Source organism: Streptomyces sp. NPDC091271 (assembly GCF_044757505.1).
In the GTDB taxonomy this organism is placed as follows: Bacteria; Actinomycetota; Actinomycetes; order Streptomycetales; family Streptomycetaceae; genus Streptomyces.
The window spans coordinates 398,588-415,044 of record NZ_JBIVVD010000005.1; the positions used below are offsets into that span (position 1 = coordinate 398,588).

Sequence of the window (16,457 nt, forward strand, 5' to 3'; positions counted from 1 at the left end):
CACCGGTTGTCCGTCAGGCGTCGTCGAGGCCGGCCTCGATGGCGTAGCGGACGAGCTCCACCCGGTTGTGCAGCTGGAGCTTGCCCAGGGTGTTCTGGACGTGGTTCTGCACGGTGCGGTGGGAGATGACCAGGCGCTCGGCGATCTGCTTGTACGAGAGCCCCTTGGCGACCAGTCGCAGGACCTCCGTCTCACGGTCGGTGAGCTGCGGGACCTTCGGCTGGTCGGGGGCCGCGGGGGCGGGGTCGGAGGCGAGCCGGCGGTATTCGCCGAGGACCAGTCCGGCGAGGCCCGGGGTGAATACCGGGTCGCCGGCCGCGGTGGCGCGCACGGCGTCGGTCAGCTCCTGGGTGCTCGCCGACTTCAGCAGATAGCCGGTGGCGCCCGACTTCACGGCCTCCAGGACGTCGGCGTGCTCGCCGCTGGCGGAGAGCACGAGGACGCGCAGCCCCGGGTGTGATCCGACCAGTTCCTTGCAGACCTGGACGCCGGGCATCCCCGGCAGGTTCAGGTCGAGCACCAGGACGTCGGGCACGGCGGCCCTGGCACGGCGCACGGCGCCCGGGCCGTCGCCGGCGGTCGCGACCACGTCGAAGCCGGACTCGGCCAGATCGCGCGCGACGGCGTCGCGCCACATCGGGTGGTCGTCGACGACCATCACCTTGATGGCCGGTTCCTCGGATGCCTGTGTCTGCGGTGTACTCATCGGGCCGTTCCTGCCTTCCCCCGTGAAACCTTCGGGACCTTCAATTCGACCTCGGTGCCCTGGCCCGGGACCGAGATCAGTTCCGCTGTGCCGCCCAGGTCGCGCAGCCGCCCGCGGATCGAGAGGGCGACGCCGAGCCGCCCCTCCCCCTCCGCCTGGTCGAGTCTGCCCTCCGGGATGCCCGGGCCGTCGTCCCGGACCGTGACGATCACCTCGTCCGGCTCGTCCTCGACCAGGATCCAGGCCTGGGCGTCCGGCCCCGCGTGGACCCGGACGTTGTCCAGCGCGGCGCTCACCGCGGCGGCCAGCTCGCGCGCTGCTTCGGCCGCCAGCACCACCGGGGCGCCGGGCTCCGCGAAGGTGACCCGGGATCCGGCGTGCGGGGCGAGCAGCGCGCGCAGGTCGGCCTCGGCGCTCTCCTCCTCGTCGATCTCCACCGCGCGGACCACCGCTCCCTCGGCGCTGTCCTCGGAGACCCGGGTCGTCGGCACCAGACCGCTGGAGACCAGGGTCCGCAGGGCGACCTCCTGCTCCCCGGCCATCCGGCCGAGCTCCGCGGCCTCGCCACCCAGGGCCGTGCCACGCCGCTGGACCATGGCCAGCACCTGGAGGACGCTGTCGTGGATGTCGCGGGCGAGCCGCTCCCGCTCCCGGGTGGCGGCCTCGATCTCCAGGGCCCGCGCCAGGGTGCGCTCACTGGCCCGGGCCACCTCGACGACGTAGCCGATGGCGATGGAGGCGACCCAGACCAGTAGCACGTTGTGGAAGGTGTCCTCGCTGGGCTCGCCGCGCTCGACGATGTTGGCGGCGGCGACGAGCGTGGAGGCGAAGGCCGCCCAGCGCCAGCCGCCCTTGAGCGCGAAGGCGAGTACCGAGCCCGCGGTCCAGATCGACGGGAGTGTCGGGCCGTCCATGTGCTGGGCGTCGAAGTCGGCCAGCGGGGTCAGAAGGATGCCGGTCAGGGCGACCGTGAGGTCCAGGCCGAGGAAGCGCTTCGTGCAGCTCGCCGCGCCGGCCACCCTGGGAAGGGTGACGAGCGTCCAGAGCGCGAGGAACACCAGGAAGGCGACGGCGACCCAGGGGCGCTCCCACTTGTCACGGCCGAAGCCGGCGAGGAGCGCCGCGTAGATCAGCGTCAGCACGCGGTACGCGGTCAGCGCACGCCACAGCGGCTGCTCGACCGACATCCGTACGACTCGTTCACGCCCGGCCATGTCCTTGCGTCCCCTCCCCCGGTTCCCGCCCCTGCCATGCTGCCCGTTCCGGGCGGCCGGCGGTGCTCCTACGCGCCGCCGGGCCTCTGCGGCCCCTTGTTCTTCGCCTCCTCGGCGATCTGCCGTTTGGCCGCGGTCGCGTAGATGTCCACGTACTCCTGGCCGGAGAGCTTCATGATCTCGTACATGACCTCGTCGGTCACCGAGCGCAGGATGAACCGGTCCCCCTCCATGCCCTGGTAGCGGCTGAAGTCCAGCGGCTTGCCGATCCTGATCCCGGGCCGCATCAGCTTGGGCATCACCTGGCCGGGGGGCTGGATCTTCTCGGTGTCGATCATCGCCACGGGGATGACGGGCGCACCGGTGGCGAGGGTGACCCGGGCGAGGCCTCCGGGCTTGCCCCGGTAGAGCCGGCCGTCGGGCGACCGGGTGCCCTCCGGGTAGATGCCGAAGAGCCCGCCGCTCTCGATGACCTGGATGCCCGCCCTGATGGCCGCCTCGCCCGCGCCGCGGCTGCCGGAGCGGTCCACCGGGAGCTGCCCGACGCCCTTGAAGAAGGCGGCGGTGAGCTTCCCCTTCATCCCGGGGGCGGTGAAGTACTCCGCCTTGGCGATGAAGGTCACCTTGCGGTCGAGGACCGCCGGCAGGAAGAAGGAGTCGGAGAACGACAGATGGTTGCTCGCGAGGATCGCCGGCCCGTGTGCGGGGATGTTCTCCAGGCCCTCCACCCACGGCCTGAAGGCGAGCTTCAGAGAGCCGCCGATGGAGAACTTCATTGCGCCGTAGATCAACTCGGGTGCCTCCTGTGTGCCGTCGATGAGACCTTAACCTGTGGGGCCGCGGCCTCCCCCGCCCGCTCGGGACGGTGTCCTCACCGGACGCCTCCGCAGGTGACGGCTGCCCGGGCGGTGACGGCCCTGGTCGGTGTCGGTCCGGTCGCGTACGGTGAAGTAATCCTTTTGCACACCCCCCGCACCCCCGCCCCGCTTCATGAACAGGAGACCCCGGTGCCGGTCCTCCCTGGAGCCGAGCCGTTCCGCCATGAGGGCGGAGAGGTCGGCGTCCTCCTCTGTCACGGATTCACGGGTTCGCCGCAGTCCCTGCGCCCCTGGGCCGGCTATCTGGCGGAGCGCGGACTGACCGTCTCCCTCCCTCTGCTGCCCGGCCACGGCACGCGCTGGGAAGACATGGCGGTCACGGGCTGGCAGGACTGGTATGCGGAGGTGGACCGTGAGCTGCGGGCGCTGCGTGCGCGGTGCGAGCAGGTCTTCGTCTTCGGCCTCTCCATGGGCGGTGCCCTCGCGCTGCGCCTCGCCGCGAAGCACGGTGACGAGATCACGGGCCTGGTGCTGGTGAATCCGGCGAACAAGGTGCACGGCCTCTCTGCGTACGCCCTGCCGGTGGCCCGCCATATGGTGCGGACGACGAAGGGGCTGACCAGCGACATCGCGCTGGAGGGTGCCGAGGAGATCGGCTACGACCGGGTGCCGCTGCACGCCGCTCACTCCGTGCGGGCGTTCTTCCGGCTGGTCGACGCCGATCTGCCCCAGGTCACCCAGCCGATCGTGCTGCTGCACAGTCCGCAGGACCATGTCGTGCCCCCGGCCGACTCCGCGCGGATCCTCAGCCGGGTCTCGTCCAGGGAGGTCGAGGAGATCCTCCTGGAACAGAGCTACCACGTGGCGACGTTGGACCACGATGCGGAGCGGATCTTCGACGAGAGCTATCGGTTCGTCGACCGCCTCGCAACCGACGCTGGCAAGAAGGGGAGCACGTCCGGTGGCTGAGCACGACGCGGAGCGCGCGGGCAGTGACGAGGAGCGCGAACCGCGCCCCACGGAAGGAGCGGCTGTCCCCGAGGGCACGGAGGGGGCCCGGATCGACGAGGCCGCGGCCTGGGAGGCGATCGTCGCGGGGTACGGCGAGGAGCCGCCGGACCCGCCGGGCGCCAAGCCGTTCAAGTCGATCGAGGATCTGGCTCTGCTGGAGGACGACCAGGTCAACGTCCTGGACCCCTCTCCGGAGTCCGGCGCGGGTGACGACGCCGACAAGGGTGTGGGCGGGAAGACGTCCGGCGGGCCGCCGGAGAAGAAGCCGCTCGGCGGTTCGGTCGTCTTCGCGCCCGGGGTCGCGGGCCCGCGCGACTACGGCCTGGAGGAGCCCGAGAACGGCGACATCGACGATCCGGACGACAGCGAGGAGGGACACTTCGTCCCGCCGGAGCCTCCGCCGCTTCCCGAGGCCGATGTCACGGCCAAGTTCGCCTGGCTCGCGGTCGTCGGCGGCCCGGTGCTGATGCTGGTCGCGGTGCTGATGCAGTGGGAGATGACGTGGTGGCTCACCACTCTCTCCATCGGCGGCTTCCTGGGCGGGTTCGCCACCCTGGTGGCGCGCATGCCGCACGACGACGAAGAGGACGACGACCCGGGGCGCGGCGCGGTCGTCTGACCCGCCCCGGGGCCGGCTCAGTTCCCGGCGGGCACCCTGAGGGCGGCCAGCACGGGCAGATGGTCCGTGGCCGCCCGTAGGTCCGCGCCGGTGACGCCGGGCAGGTCCTCCGGCACGCCGCAGCCGAGCACCTCGATGCCGCCGGTCGCGAACACCGCGTCGATCCGCTTGCGCGGCGCGTCGGGCGGGAAGGTGAGCTCGCCGCCCCAGGGCCGCACGGTCCGGCAGTCCTGCAGCCGCCCCGCCAGCTGTCGGAAGGCGCCCCCGTCCGGTACGTCGTTGAGGTCGCCGGCCACGACGCCGTGCGGGACGCCCATCGCGTCGATCCGCTCCAGCAGCAGTCCCGCCTGCGCCTCCCGTTCCTCCCGCTGGAGGCTGAGGTGGCAGCTGACGACGCCGATCCGCGCCCCGGCGATCCGTACGACCGCCGTGGCCAGGCCTCGCCGGTGCAGCCCCGGTGTGAGAGGCAGCAGGATGTCCTCGGTGCGTTCCACGGTGGCGCGCAGGGAGCAGAGCAGCAGCGGTCCCGCCGCCGTGGCCCCGCCGCTGAGGACCACCAGGTCGGTCATGGCCGCGAGCCGGGCCGCCGCCTTGCGCCAGCGGAAGAAGCGCGGGGCCTCCTGGACGCACACCAGGTCCGGTGCGCAGGCGCGGATGACACGGGCCAGCGCCTCGGTGTCGTCGCGCAGCGAGCGGACGTTGTAGCTGAGCACTCTGATGACGGCCGAACCGTCCGGCTCGGTACGGGAGTCGGGCAGTGGCATCGGCTTCGTGACCATGGAAGGCACGATACGACGGACGCCCGCCGCTCCCCATGGGGCGCGACGGGCGTCGGACGTGCTGCGGGTGCGGTCAGCCCTGGCGTGCCAGGTCCGCCGCGCCCACCAGGCCCGCCTTGCCGCCCAGTTGGGCCGCGAGGACCTGCGCGTGCGGGCGCCATTCGCCGCCGATCAGCCAGCGCCGGAACGACTTGCGGATCGGGTCGAGGACCAGCTCGCCCTCGTCCGATACGCCGCCGCCGACGATGAAGGCCGACGGGTCGAAGAGCGAGGCGAGGTCGGCCAGTCCGGCTCCGGCCCAGCGGGCCAGCTCACGGAAGGAGTCGACGGCCACCGGGCAGCCCTGCCGGGCGGCCTCGCTGATGTGCTTGCCCTCGATGCCCTCCACGGTGCCGTCGCCGAGCCCCAGGAGGATCGGTGCGTTCTCCGGGGTGGCGTTGGCGCGCTGCTTCGCGTACCGCACGAGAGCGCGCCCGGAGGCGTACTGCTCCCAGCAGCCCTGGCTGCCGCAGCCGCAGAGCAGCCCGTCCGGGACGACCCGGATGTGACCGAATTCCGCCGCCACACCGAAGCGTCCCCGGCGCAGCTTGTTGCCGATGATGATGCCGCCGCCCAGGCCGGTGCCGAGCGTGATGCAGATGACGTCGTCGTGACCCTGGCCGGCACCGAAGCGGTATTCGCCCCAGGCCGCCGCGTTGGCGTCGTTCTCGACGACGACGGGCAGGCCGACGCGCTGCTCGACCTTGTCCTTGAGCGGCTCGTGGCGCCAGTTGATGTTGGGGGCGAACAGCACGGTGGCACGCTTGTCGTCGACGTATCCGGCCGCGCCGATGCCTACCGCCTCGACGTCATGTCCTTCGCTCGCCCCGGACACGGCGGCGCTGATCGCGTCCACGATGCCTTCGGCGGTCGGCGGGGTCGATACCTTGAACGTCGAGAGGATCCGGCCCTCTTCGTCGACCACTCCAGCCGCGATCTTCGTGCCGCCGATATCGACGCCGATGGTGAGTCCCATGAATCCCTCAGTTTCGGTCGAGCCCCGCTACGGCCAACCGTACCCGAGCCGGGGACGGGTATTTCCTGCCCACGGTCGGACCGACCGGTACATGGGGGGGTGGAAGAAGGAGCGGGGGTGGGTGCGTGCAGCTGCAAGGCGGAGGATTGAGGTATGGCGGAGCCATGGTGATTGACGACAACGCCGGTGGGGGCCCCTCCCTGCTCGAGCGAAGCCGAGAGCTTGGGGGGAGTGCGTGCCCACCCCCGCGACGCCGCCCCCCGTGTGCCGGCCGGTCTCAGTCCAGGTCGATGGGTTCGCTGGACCCGGTGCCCTCGTCACGCGGGTCCGAGGGGTCGTCGGCCGCCTTCCTGGCGGTGCCGGGGGTGGATCCGGTGCCGCCCGAGGTGCCTCCGGCGCCTTCGGTGCCCCGGGTCCAGCGGCCTTCCTGGCCCTCGACGGCGGAGCGGTAGGCGGCGAGGAGTTCGTTCCCCGCGGCGGCGAGATGGTCGAAGAGGTCCGGGTTCCGCTCGATGACGGGCTCGACCGCGGACTTGGCCTGCCGGATCACCTGCTGGACGGTGCCCTGGGCGGCCATGCCGAGCAGCGGCGACTGCAGCGAGGAGACCTTGTCGGCCACCGCGTCGATCAGTTTGCGCAGCTCCTCGGCGGCGGACCCCGGCTGCTGCCCGTACTGGGCCCGGCGGCGGGCCTTCTCCGCTTCGAAATCCTCGGCGCAGGCCTCCGCCCACGCGTCGTCGTCGACGGGACGATCGGTGGCTTCACTCATGGCGGACTCCTGCGACGCGGTTGCCTGCGTGACCGTGCGGGCCACGTACTACCGACGTTACCCGAACGGTGGTACGCCGTTCATTGTGTCCGGGGCCAGAGCGCGGGATCAGGCGTGAACCGGACACGCAGGACGCCGTCGGTGAGCGCTGCCCCGGAGACGGTGCAGCGGCGCAGCGCCGACTCCAGGCGGACGACGCGGTGGAACGGTCCGGCGGTGAGGAAGAGTTCGTCGCCGCGCCGGACGAGCTTGAGGTCCTCCTTGACCGCCCCGGGCAGCGGGAGGCACCACGCGATGACACCGTCGCCGGTGTCCTCGGTCCACCAGGGGTCTCCGGCGTGTCCCGGCGCCCGGTCGTCCGGCGCGCAGGTCTCGGCGAGCAGGGCCAGGTCCTCGACGGTGCGCGGCTCGCGGCCGAGGTGGGCGGTCTCGCGTACGGACGCGCCGGGTGCCCACTCCTGGTGCCAGAGGTCCAGGGCCTTCTCCTGCCGCGCGGCCAGGTCGGCGAACCAGGGGTCGGCGGAGTGCCGGGGCAGGACCCGGGAGGCCACGACGGAGTCGACGCGCAGCCCGTGCAGGGCGAGTCCGGTACGGGCGGAGCGCAGCGCCTCGACGGCGGCCTGCCCGGGTTCGGCGACCAGCCGCACGGTGGTCGCGTCGTCGCCGAGGAGGGCCTCGACGGCGGCCAGTTCGGCGTCCTTGCGCGCGGCGGCCTCGTACAGCCACTGGGCCGGCATGGGGACGCCGGCGAGCTGGGCGAGCACCGGGCGCAGGGCGCGGGCCGCCTGGCGTTCGGCGGGCAGTAGGCGGCGCAGATAGCGGCGCAGCTGTCCGGGCAGTGCGAGCAGGGCGAGGGCGTCGGGGAGCGGGGGGAGGTCGACGACGAGGACCTCGTGGCCGGACTCCGTCCCGTCGCCCTCGGCCGCCCGGCGCAGGGCGTGCAGGACGGCGAGCTGTGCGCTGCCCGGCAGTTCGGTGAGTTCCTCGCCGTCGAGCCGGTTGGCGCCGAGCAGGTCGAGCACCCCGGACGCCCGGTCCTGGAGCTCCAGGAGCTCGTCGCGGAAGTGCGCGGCGGAGTCGATGCGGGCGCAGGACACGCGCTCGGTGTCCGCGGGGAGTGCGGGCACGGCGTCCGCGGAGATCAGGAGGGTGCGGCGGCCGGCGCGCGCCGAGGCGAGCGCGGTCGCCGCCGCGACGGTGGTACGGCCTGCGCCGCCGGGGCCGGTGACGAGGACCGTACGCACGTGATCAGGCCTTCGGGACGGACTCGACGCGCTTCTTCAGCCCGGCGAGGGCACGGTCGATGATGACCTTCTCGGCCTTGCGCTTGATCATGCCGAGCAGCGGGATCTTGACGTCGACGGCGAGGCGGTAGGTGACCTCGGTGCGGTCGCCGTCGCCCAGCGGCGCCAGCGCGTAACTGCCGTCGAGGGCACGCAGCATCTGGGACTTGACCAGGGTCCAGCCGACCTCGTACGGGCTGTTCCAGGTGTAGGCGAGGACGTGGTCGTCCTTGATCGCCCCGGCGTCCAGGACGAGGCGCACCTGCTCGGCGCGGCCCTGGTCGTCGGTGGCGAGGATCTCGGCCTCCTTCACCTCGCCGGTCCACTCCGGATAGCGGGCGAAGTCGGCGATCACTCCCATGACGTCGGCCGGTGCCGCCTCGATCGTGATGCTCGAGCTGGTGTGTTCAGCCATCGCCGTGGCCCTCCAGTGCGGTGTACCGGTCGCGTTCGGCAGAGGCCTGCCGTGTGCAGGCTATCGCGTGCCGGTGGCCCTCCCGCCCGCGCCCCGGCCCGCGGACGGTGGCCGTGTCGCTCACCACTCCAGGGCCCAGGGGCGCCCGCTCGAGGCGAAGTGGCCGACGTTGACGCACTCGGTGACGCCGATCCGCATCCTGCGGACCAGCGGCTGGTGGACGTGACCGAAAATCGCGTAGCGGGGGCGGGTCCGGTGGATGGCGTCCAGGAGCGCGCGGCTGCCCCGCTCGAAGCGCCGGGCCACGGTGTCGTACGTCAGCTCCGGCACGTCCGGCGGGATGTGTGAGCAGAGGACGTCCACCGGACCGAGCGCCTCGACCTTGGCGGCGTACTCCTCGTCGCTGATCTCGTACGGGGTGTTCATGGGCGTCCTGAGGCCTCCCCCTACGAACCCGAAGACGCGGCCTCCGATCTCGGCACGTTCGCCGTCCAGCACGGTGGTACCGGAATGGGCGTACTCGGGCCAGAGCGCGGGCACGTCGACATTGCCGTACGTGGCGTAGGTCGGGGTGGGCATGACCGCGAACATCTCGGCGTACTGCTTGCGTACGGCGGACAGGATCGCCGCGTTGCGGTCCCGGCCGGCCCACAGTTCGCGGCCGAAGGCGCGCGCCTCGTCGAAGCGGCGTGCGGTGCGCAGCTCGACGATGCGGTCGGCGTTGGCGACCCCGAACAGGTCGGGGAAGATGCCGCGCGAATGGTCGGCGTAGTCGAGGAAGAGGACCAGGTCACCCAGACAGATCAGGGCGTCCGCCCCGTCCCCGGCCCGCGCCAGGGCCTCCGTGTTGCCGTGCACGTCACTGACCACGTGCACGCGTGTCCGTCGAGTGGGGGTTGTGTGCTGATTGTGCGGTGTGCCGGCTCGCATGGAGATCACCCTAGGTCTCCGCCCGCTGCTCTGGGTAGAGGCGCCCGGACCTGCGATTACTTCCGGATCGGGACACGGGTGGACTAATGTGCGCCGAAGGACCACCGATATGTGTGATGCATAAGACATCTGGCCGGAACCCCCTTTCCGGAACCGAGTACCGGTGGGTAACGTCCCGCCAGTCCAGTCGTGCTCACCCCACTGAGCATCTGCCAGGCTTGGACCGATCCGGTACGTCGCACAGAGCCGTGGAACCGGAGCCCGATGAGGAGCAGCAGTCTTGCGCGAGTTCAGCCTTCCGGCCCTGTACGAGGTCCCTACGGACGGCAACCTGACGGATCTCATCCGCCGCAACGCCGCTCAGCATCCCGATGTCGCGGTGATGAGCCGGAAGGTGGCCGGCGTCTGGACGGACGTCACGGCGACCCAGTTCCTCACTGAGGTCAGAGACACCGCCAGAGGCTTGATCGCGGCGGGCATCCAGCCCGGCGACCGGGTCGCGCTCATGTCCCGCACCCGCTTCGAGTGGGTCCTGCTGGACTTCGCCATCTGGTGCGCGGGCGCCGTCACCGTGCCGGTGTACGAGACCAGCTCCCCGGAGCAGGTCCAGTGGATACTCGGCGACTCGGGCGCGGTCGCGGCCGTCGTGGAGAGCGGGGCCCACGCGGAGTCCGTCACCGCGGTGCGGGACCGGCTCCCCGGTCTGCAGCACGTCTGGGAGATCGACCGGGGCGCCGTCGGCGAGCTCGTCGCGGCGGGTGCCGGGGTCTCCGACGAGATGCTCGACCTGCGCATGGTGAGCGCCAAGGCCGACGACCCGGCGACGATCGTCTACACCTCGGGCACCACCGGCCGCCCCAAGGGCTGTGTGCTGACGCACCGCAGCTTCTTCGCGGAGTGCGGCAACATCGTGGAGCGGCTCAAGCCCCTCTTCCGTACCGGCGAGTGCTCCGTCCTGCTCTTCCTCCCCACCGCGCACGTCTTCGGCCGGCTGGTCGAGGTCGCGTCGGTGATGGCGCCGATCAAGCTCGGCTGCGTGCCGGACATCAAGAACCTGACGGACGAGCTGGCCTCGTTCCGGCCGACGCTGATCCTCGGTGTGCCGCGGGTGTTCGAGAAGGTCTACAACTCGGCGCGGGCCAAGGCCCAGGCCGACGGCAAGGGCAAGATCTTCGACAAGGCGGCCGACACCGCGATCGCGTACAGCCGTGCGCTGGGGACGCCCGAGGGCCCCTCGGTGGGCCTGAAGGTCAAGCACAAGGTCTTCGACAAGCTGGTGTTCAGCAAGCTGCGAGCCGTGCTCGGCGGCCGTGGCGAGTACGCGATCTCCGGCGGCGCCCCGCTGGGCGAGCGGCTCGGCCACTTCTTCCGCGGCATCGGCTTCACGGTGCTGGAGGGCTACGGCCTCACCGAGAGCTGCGCGGCCACGGCCTTCAACCCGTGGGACCGGCAGAAGATCGGTACGGTCGGCCAGCCGCTGCCGGGCTCTGTCGTGCGGATCGCGGACGACGGCGAGGTGCTGCTGCACGGCGAGCACCTGTTCAACGGGTACTGGCAGAACGAGGCCGCGACGGCCGAGGCGCTGGCCGACGGCTGGTTCCACACGGGTGACATCGGCACGCTCGACGAGGACGGCTATCTCGCGATCACGGGCCGCAAGAAGGAGATCATCGTCACGGCGGGCGGCAAGAACGTCGCGCCCGCGGTGATCGAGGACCGGATCCGCGCGCACGCCCTGGTGGCCGAGTGCATGGTGGTCGGCGACGGACGCCCGTTCGTCGGCGCGCTGCTCACCCTCGACGAGGAGTTCCTCTCCCGCTGGGCCGAGGAGAACGGCAAGCCGGCCGGGTCGACGGCGGTCTCGCTGCGCGACGACCCCGATCTGCTGGCCGAGGTGCAGCGGGCCGTGGACGACGGCAACGCGGCGGTCTCCAAGGCGGAGTCGGTACGCAAGTTCCGCGTCCTGGCGGCTCAGTTCACCGAGGAGGCGGGTCACATCACGCCCTCGCTGAAGCTGAAGCGCAACGTCGTGGCGAAGGACTTCGCGGACGAGGTCGAGTCGATCTACCGCGGCTGAACCCGGACGACCGTAAGAAGAGACGCACGCACGAGGAGGGGCCCGCACGGCGAACCGTGCGGGCCCCTCCTCGTGCGTGCGTGGTCAGAGCAGCGTCTTCAGCTGCTCGGCGAGCAGGTCCCAGCGCCACTTCTCCTCGACCCACGCCCTGCCCCGCTCCCCCATGCGCCGGCGCAGTTCCGGGTCGCGGAGCAGGGTGACGATCCGGTCGGCTGACTCCTCGGCGGAGCCGCCCCGCACCACCCAGCCGGTCTCGCCGTCGAGCACGGCGTCGGGGGCGCCCCCCGAGTCGCCCGCCACGACGGGCAGTCCGGTCGCGGACGCCTCCAGGTAGACGATGCCGAGGCCTTCGACGTCGAGCCCGCCGCGCCGGGTGCGGCAGGGCATGGCGAACACGTCGCCGGCGCCGTGGTGCGCTGGCAGCTCCTCCCAGGGCACCGGCCCGGTGAAGCGCACGGAGTCCTCGACGCCGGTCTCGGCCGCCAGCTTCTTCAGCTGCCCGGCGTACGGGCCGCCGCCCACGACGAGCAGGACCGCGTCCGGCACGCGCGCCAGGATCGCGGGCATGGCCAGGATGAGTGTGTCCTGGCCCTTGCGCGGCACCAGCCGCGAGACGCACACGACGACGGGCCGGTCCGCGAGCCCCAGCCGGGCCCTGATCCGGTCGCCGCCGGAGGCCGGATGGAAGGTCTCCTCGTCGACCCCGGGCGGCAGCTGCACCATGCGGGCCGCAGCCTCGGGGGTGAGCGCCGCGGCGATCCTGGACCGGGTGTACTCGCCGAGGTAGGTGATGGTGTCGGTGGCCTCGCCGATGCGGCGCAGCAGCTGCCGGGACGCGGGCAGCTGTGCCCAGCCCGCCTCGTGGCCGTGGGTGGTGGCCACGATCCGGCGGGCACCGGCCCCGCGCAGCGCGGGCGCCATCAGCCCGAGGGGGGCGGCCGCGCCGAACCACACGGAGGAGCAGCCGTGTTCACGCAGCAGCCGGACCGCCCGCCGGGTGACCCCAGGGGTGGGCAGCAGCATCGTCGTACGGTCGCGTACGACGGTGAACGGCTGCTCGGCGTCGAAGGCCGCGGTGGCCTCGGCACCTTCCGTGCCGCGCTTCCAGGTGGAGGCGTAGACCACGATCCGGTCGGGATCCATGCGCAGCGCCATGTTGTGGAGGAAGGCCTGGATGCCGCCGGGGCGGGGCGGGAAGTCGTTCGTCACGATCAGCGTCTTGTCCATCGCCGCCGACAGTACCGGGCGTCCCGACGGCCCTGCCTGACGGCTCCCGCACAGCCCCGGCCTGCATCATGGCGTGCATGACGGTCAGGACGGACGCGAGTGGCCGGGCTCTGTCCCTCGCCGTGTGGGGTCTCACCCGGGCGGTGCTGCTGCTCTGCGTCTTCAAGGTGTTCACGGTGCCGGGCCCCGACGTCACGAGTGACGTCTCGGTGATCTACCGGGGATGGTACGAGGTGCTCCGCACCGGCACGTACCCGCTGGACGACGTCACGTGGCAGTATCCGCCCGCCGCCGCCCTCGCCGTGCTCTCCCCGGACCTGCTGCCGTTCCTGGAGTACGCCTCCGCCTTCTTCGTCCTCGTACTTCTGTGTGACGCTCTGGTGTTCGGTCTGCTGCTGTACGCGGGAAGCCGTCCCGGCATGCGCGACGCGGGCGCCTGGCTGTGGGTGGCGGGCGTGCCGCTGCTCGGGCCGACCGTGTACGCCCGTTACGACCTGATGGTGACGGCCGTCGCCGTGGCGGCGCTACTGGCGGGTGTCCGTCACCCCAGGGTGCTGGGGGCGCTGGCCGCCTTCGGCACGCTGCTGAAGGTGTGGCCGGTGCTGGTGCTGGTGGGCACCGCCCGGGGCGGGGACACCCGCCGTTCCTGGTCGGCGGCGGCGGTGACGGGCGCGCTGCTGGCCCTGGTGGCGGCGGTGGCGGTGCCCGGCGCGTTCGCCTTTTTGACGTTCCAGCGGGACCGGGGGCTGGAGATCGAGTCGCTGGGGGCGCTGGTCTTCCATGTGGCCCGGCAGTTCGGCTGGGAGGGCCGGGTGGAGCTCCGCTACGGCTCGATGGAGTTCGCCGGCCCGCATGTGGCGCTGGTGAGCACCCTGGCCCTGGCGCTGAGCGTGCTCGCCTTCGGCTGGCTGCTGGTGTGGCGGCTGCGGGCCCGTACGTTCGCGGTGCACACCCCGGCCGACGCGGCGTTCACCGCGGTGCTGCTGTTCACCGTGACCAGCCGCGTCATCAGCCCCCAGTACATGGTGTGGCCGCTCGGTGTCGCCGCGGTGTGCCTGGTCTTCCGGGGCAGCAGGATGGCGCTGCCCGCGTGTCTGGTCCTGGTGGCCACGGCCGTCACGCTGCTGGAGTTCCCGCTCGGCTTCGGGCATGTGGTGGCCAGTGACCCGGAGGGCCTGGAGCTCATGGCCGTACGCAACGGTCTGCTGCTCGCCGCGACGCTGAGCGCCGGGCGGCGGCTCTGGCGGGACACCGTGCCGCGGGCGGGAAGGGGGCGCGCGGCGGAGCGGGTCAGCCCAGCCGGGTGCGCAGATACTCCCGCCAGCGCGCCGTGAAGTCCTGGGGCGTGGTGCCGAGCACCGTGTGCATGGCCTGCTCGACGGCGCCGTCCCGCTCGGAACGGCTCCCCACGGCCTTGTAGAAGGCGATCAGCTCCTCCTCGCCCCAGTCCCGCGCGATCAGCTCGCAGGCCAGCCAGGCGCCCTCGTACGCCCGGGAGAGCTTCGCCGCGTCCTCGCCGAAGCCGAAGTCCTCGTCGGTCGGAAGCCGCGCGGGCAGCTCACCGCGCCGGACGGCCTCGGCGAGCTCCGGTGCGATCTCCGGGGCGGTGCGGCTCTCCTGGCGGTAGGCGGTCCGGTCGGCGAAGCCCTCGGAGAGCCAGACGGGCGTGGCGGCGGAGGTGTGTGCCCGGGTAGCCACATGGGTGGTCTCGTGGGTGAGGACGACCCGCTGCCCGAAGTCGCCGAGCATTCCGTAGGCCTGCGGATTGACGATCACCCGGTCCGCGGGCTCCCGGCCGCTTCCGCCGACCTTGCCGGTGGTGACTGCCGCTATGCCCCGGTAGCTGGCCGCGGGTGAGTCCAGGAGCCCCGCCATGTCCTCCACGGACTCCGGGACGAGCACCACGACCCGCTCCGCCCAGGGCTCCGGCCAGGCGCCGGTGACGGCAGGGACGGCCCGGTCCGCGGTGGCCGCGATCCGGCGCAGCTCCGCGGCCCGCCGGCCGACCCCGAGGACCAGGCTGTGCGTGCCCCGTACGACCTCGACGTCGCCCTGCTGCCAGAGCTGCCCCGGGGAGCCGTCGGCGGCCCGGTCGGCGGCGATGTACCAGCTGCCGCCCTCCCCCCGGCGGACCAGCTCCACCGTGCGCGAGGAGGACATGGGGGCCATGTCGTAGCCCTTGATCCGGTAGCGCAGCTCGACCTCGGCGGTCACCCGGTCCGCACCCTCGTCGGTCACGTCGTTCACCTTGTACGCCCACGACTCCAGCGGTACGTCGGCGAGGTTGCTCAGTTCGGTGCGCTGTGCGGCCCGGAAGGAGGCGGCACGGGGGTCGAGCGCGGCCAGGTAGGCGTCGGTGTCGTGCTCCATGACCGCCTCGGCCCGGCGGTCCAGGGCGGCGCCGACCTCCCGCGCGGTGATGCCGGTGGCGGTGTCCCCGGGACCGGCGCAGGCGGACGCGAGCAGCAGAGCGGCGAGCACGGCGCCCGCCGTGCTCCGTCTGCGGGTGCGCTCCCGCCGCGCGTCCTGCGTCCGAACAGCCATCGGGCCGATCGTACGGTCATACGCGGGTGACCGAGGAGACGGGCATCATGCCGACGGGGTCGTAGCGCACCGGCGCCCCTGGGTACGGGGCGTGGATGACCTGCCCGTTTCCCGCGTACATCCCGATGTGGCTCGCATCCGCGCGGTAGGCGACCAGATCGCCCGGCCGCGCCTGCGCGAGCGGCACCATGCGGCCGGCGTACCGCTGTGCCTGCGAGGTCCGCGGCAGGCCGACACCGGCCTGCGCGTACGCCCACTGCATCAGCCCGGAGCAATCGAACCCGGCGGGCCCGTTGGCGCCCCAGACGTACGGACGGCCGAGGGCCTGCCGGGCCGCCATGAGAGCCGCCAGGCCGCGCGCGGAGGCTGGGGCCCCGGCGGTGAGCGTCTCGGACGGGCCTGAGCGGGACGCGCGGCCGAGGGACTCGCGGTCGGTGGCCGGCAGGGTGTGCAGGAGCTCCCGGGCCCGGGCCAGTTTGCCCTCCACGGTGCGCTTGTGGCGCGCCACCGCCGCGCGTTCCCGCTCCATGGCGGCGAGGGCCCCGGCGGCCTCCGCACGGCTCTGCGCGATCTTCCGCTGGGCGTGATGGAGCTTGCGCAGTGTCACGGCCCGGCGCTCGCCCGCGCGGTCCAGCGCGGCGGCCCGGTCCAGGAAGGTGTCCGGGTCCGAGGAGAGCAGGAGGGCGACCGAGGGATCGATGCCGCCCGAGCGGTACTGCGCGCCGGCCATCGAGCCGAGGGAGGCCCGCATCCGGTTGACGCCCTCCTGCGTCCGGGCCGCCGAGTCCTGGGCCCTGGCGATCCGGCCGCGCAGCCGGCCGAGGCTCTCCCGGGCGGCGTTGTACTGCTCGGTGGCGCGCTCGGCCTCCCCGTACAGCCGGTCGACCGCGGCCTTGGCCGTCCCGTGGGTCTCCTCGGGCACGGCGCTCGCGGGTGCGGCCTGGAGGCCGGCCGCCGCGGTGGCCGCGGCGGCGGACAGGACGGTGGCCCGGACGCCACGGTTGAGGCCGGGCCCGGTGGGGCGGCGATGCGAGACCACAGGAAGCCGCA

The 16,457-nt window shown here is 72.5% G+C and carries 16 protein-coding genes; 4 read left to right on the forward strand and 12 right to left on the reverse strand.

Annotation, left to right across the window (positions count from 1 at the left end; translation table 11 throughout):
* Nucleotides 1–13: 13 nt before the first annotated feature.
* From ACIQM3_RS22950 to ACIQM3_RS22960, 3 genes are all read right to left on the reverse strand, one after another.
* Entirely contained in the window at nt 14–706 is a 693-nt protein-coding gene (locus ACIQM3_RS22950; protein WP_401627078.1) for a response regulator, read from the reverse strand.
* On the reverse strand, nt 703–1,920 hold the full coding sequence (gene macS / locus ACIQM3_RS22955; RefSeq protein ID WP_401627080.1) for a MacS family sensor histidine kinase: 1,218 nt from the start codon (nt 1,918–1,920) through the stop codon (nt 703–705). Before macS ends, ACIQM3_RS22950 begins: the two co-directional genes overlap by 4 nt.
* Nucleotides 1,921–1,988: 68 nt before the next feature.
* Nucleotides 1,989–2,711: a lysophospholipid acyltransferase family protein gene (locus tag ACIQM3_RS22960; protein WP_401627082.1), complete on the reverse strand. Its 723-nt coding sequence runs from the start codon at nt 2,709–2,711 to the stop codon at nt 1,989–1,991.
* A 216-nt stretch (nt 2,712–2,927) separates the two neighbouring features.
* On the opposite strand from ACIQM3_RS22960, the gene ACIQM3_RS22965 reads away from it, so the two are divergent.
* Together ACIQM3_RS22965 and ACIQM3_RS22970 are read left to right on the forward strand one after the other, a co-directional pair.
* Entirely contained in the window at nt 2,928–3,707 is a 780-nt protein-coding gene (locus tag ACIQM3_RS22965; RefSeq protein WP_401627084.1) for an alpha/beta hydrolase, read from the forward strand.
* A complete protein-coding gene (locus ACIQM3_RS22970; protein WP_401627086.1) occupies nt 3,700–4,368 on the forward strand; it encodes a hypothetical protein in 669 nt (222 codons plus the stop codon). Before ACIQM3_RS22965 ends, ACIQM3_RS22970 begins: the two co-directional genes overlap by 8 nt.
* 17 nt (nt 4,369–4,385) lie before the next feature.
* Here ACIQM3_RS22970 and ACIQM3_RS22975 read toward each other — a convergent pair whose 3' ends face one another.
* The 6 genes from ACIQM3_RS22975 to ACIQM3_RS23000 all read right to left on the reverse strand — a co-directional run bounded on the left by ACIQM3_RS22975 (nt 4,386) and on the right by ACIQM3_RS23000 (nt 9,559).
* A complete protein-coding gene (locus tag ACIQM3_RS22975) occupies nt 4,386–5,147 on the reverse strand; it encodes an endonuclease/exonuclease/phosphatase family protein (protein WP_401627087.1) in 762 nt (253 codons plus the stop codon).
* Between the two features lie 73 nt (nt 5,148–5,220).
* Nucleotides 5,221–6,162: an ROK family glucokinase gene (locus ACIQM3_RS22980; protein WP_099176282.1), complete on the reverse strand. Its 942-nt coding sequence runs from the start codon at nt 6,160–6,162 to the stop codon at nt 5,221–5,223.
* Between the two features lie 277 nt (nt 6,163–6,439).
* Nucleotides 6,440–6,931, reverse strand: a complete 492-nt coding sequence (locus ACIQM3_RS22985; protein WP_401627088.1) for a DUF5304 domain-containing protein — start codon at nt 6,929–6,931, stop codon at nt 6,440–6,442.
* Between the two features lie 80 nt (nt 6,932–7,011).
* The gene (locus tag ACIQM3_RS22990) at nt 7,012–8,175 is read right to left on the reverse strand and encodes an ArsA-related P-loop ATPase (RefSeq protein ID WP_401627090.1); all 1,164 of its coding nucleotides are present in this window, start codon (nt 8,173–8,175) and stop codon (nt 7,012–7,014) included.
* A gap of 4 nt (nt 8,176–8,179) precedes the next feature.
* The gene (locus ACIQM3_RS22995; protein ID WP_073747652.1) at nt 8,180–8,629 is read right to left on the reverse strand and encodes an SRPBCC family protein; all 450 of its coding nucleotides are present in this window, start codon (nt 8,627–8,629) and stop codon (nt 8,180–8,182) included.
* 120 nt (nt 8,630–8,749) lie between these two features.
* Nucleotides 8,750–9,559, reverse strand: a complete 810-nt coding sequence (locus ACIQM3_RS23000) for a metallophosphoesterase (RefSeq protein ID WP_401627092.1) — start codon at nt 9,557–9,559, stop codon at nt 8,750–8,752.
* Nucleotides 9,560–9,839: 280 nt separating this feature from the next.
* Between ACIQM3_RS23000 and ACIQM3_RS23005 the strand changes: the two genes are divergently transcribed.
* Nucleotides 9,840–11,636 carry an AMP-dependent synthetase/ligase gene (locus ACIQM3_RS23005; RefSeq protein ID WP_401627093.1) on the forward strand — a complete coding sequence of 599 codons (1,797 nt, stop codon included), beginning with the start codon at nt 9,840–9,842 and terminating at the stop codon, nt 11,634–11,636.
* Nucleotides 11,637–11,720: 84 nt separating this feature from the next.
* Here ACIQM3_RS23005 and ACIQM3_RS23010 read toward each other — a convergent pair whose 3' ends face one another.
* Nucleotides 11,721–12,863 (reverse strand): glycosyltransferase family 4 protein, encoded by a 1,143-nt coding sequence (locus ACIQM3_RS23010; RefSeq protein WP_401627095.1) that lies wholly within the window; start codon nt 12,861–12,863, stop codon nt 11,721–11,723.
* Nucleotides 12,864–12,940: 77 nt separating this feature from the next.
* Here ACIQM3_RS23010 and ACIQM3_RS23015 point away from each other — a divergent pair, with 77 nt between their 5' ends.
* On the forward strand, nt 12,941–14,197 hold the full coding sequence (locus ACIQM3_RS23015) for a glycosyltransferase 87 family protein (protein ID WP_401627097.1): 1,257 nt from the start codon (nt 12,941–12,943) through the stop codon (nt 14,195–14,197).
* Here ACIQM3_RS23015 and ACIQM3_RS23020 read toward each other — a convergent pair.
* Both ACIQM3_RS23020 and ACIQM3_RS23025 read right to left on the reverse strand, forming a co-directional pair.
* Nucleotides 14,154–15,407 carry a hypothetical protein gene (locus ACIQM3_RS23020; RefSeq protein ID WP_401627099.1) on the reverse strand — a complete coding sequence of 418 codons (1,254 nt, stop codon included), beginning with the start codon at nt 15,405–15,407 and terminating at the stop codon, nt 14,154–14,156. The genes ACIQM3_RS23015 and ACIQM3_RS23020 overlap by 44 nt on opposite strands.
* A gap of 16 nt (nt 15,408–15,423) precedes the next feature.
* Entirely contained in the window at nt 15,424–16,446 is a 1,023-nt protein-coding gene (locus ACIQM3_RS23025; RefSeq protein WP_401627100.1) for an NlpC/P60 family protein, read from the reverse strand.
* Nucleotides 16,447–16,457 lie beyond the last annotated feature (11 nt).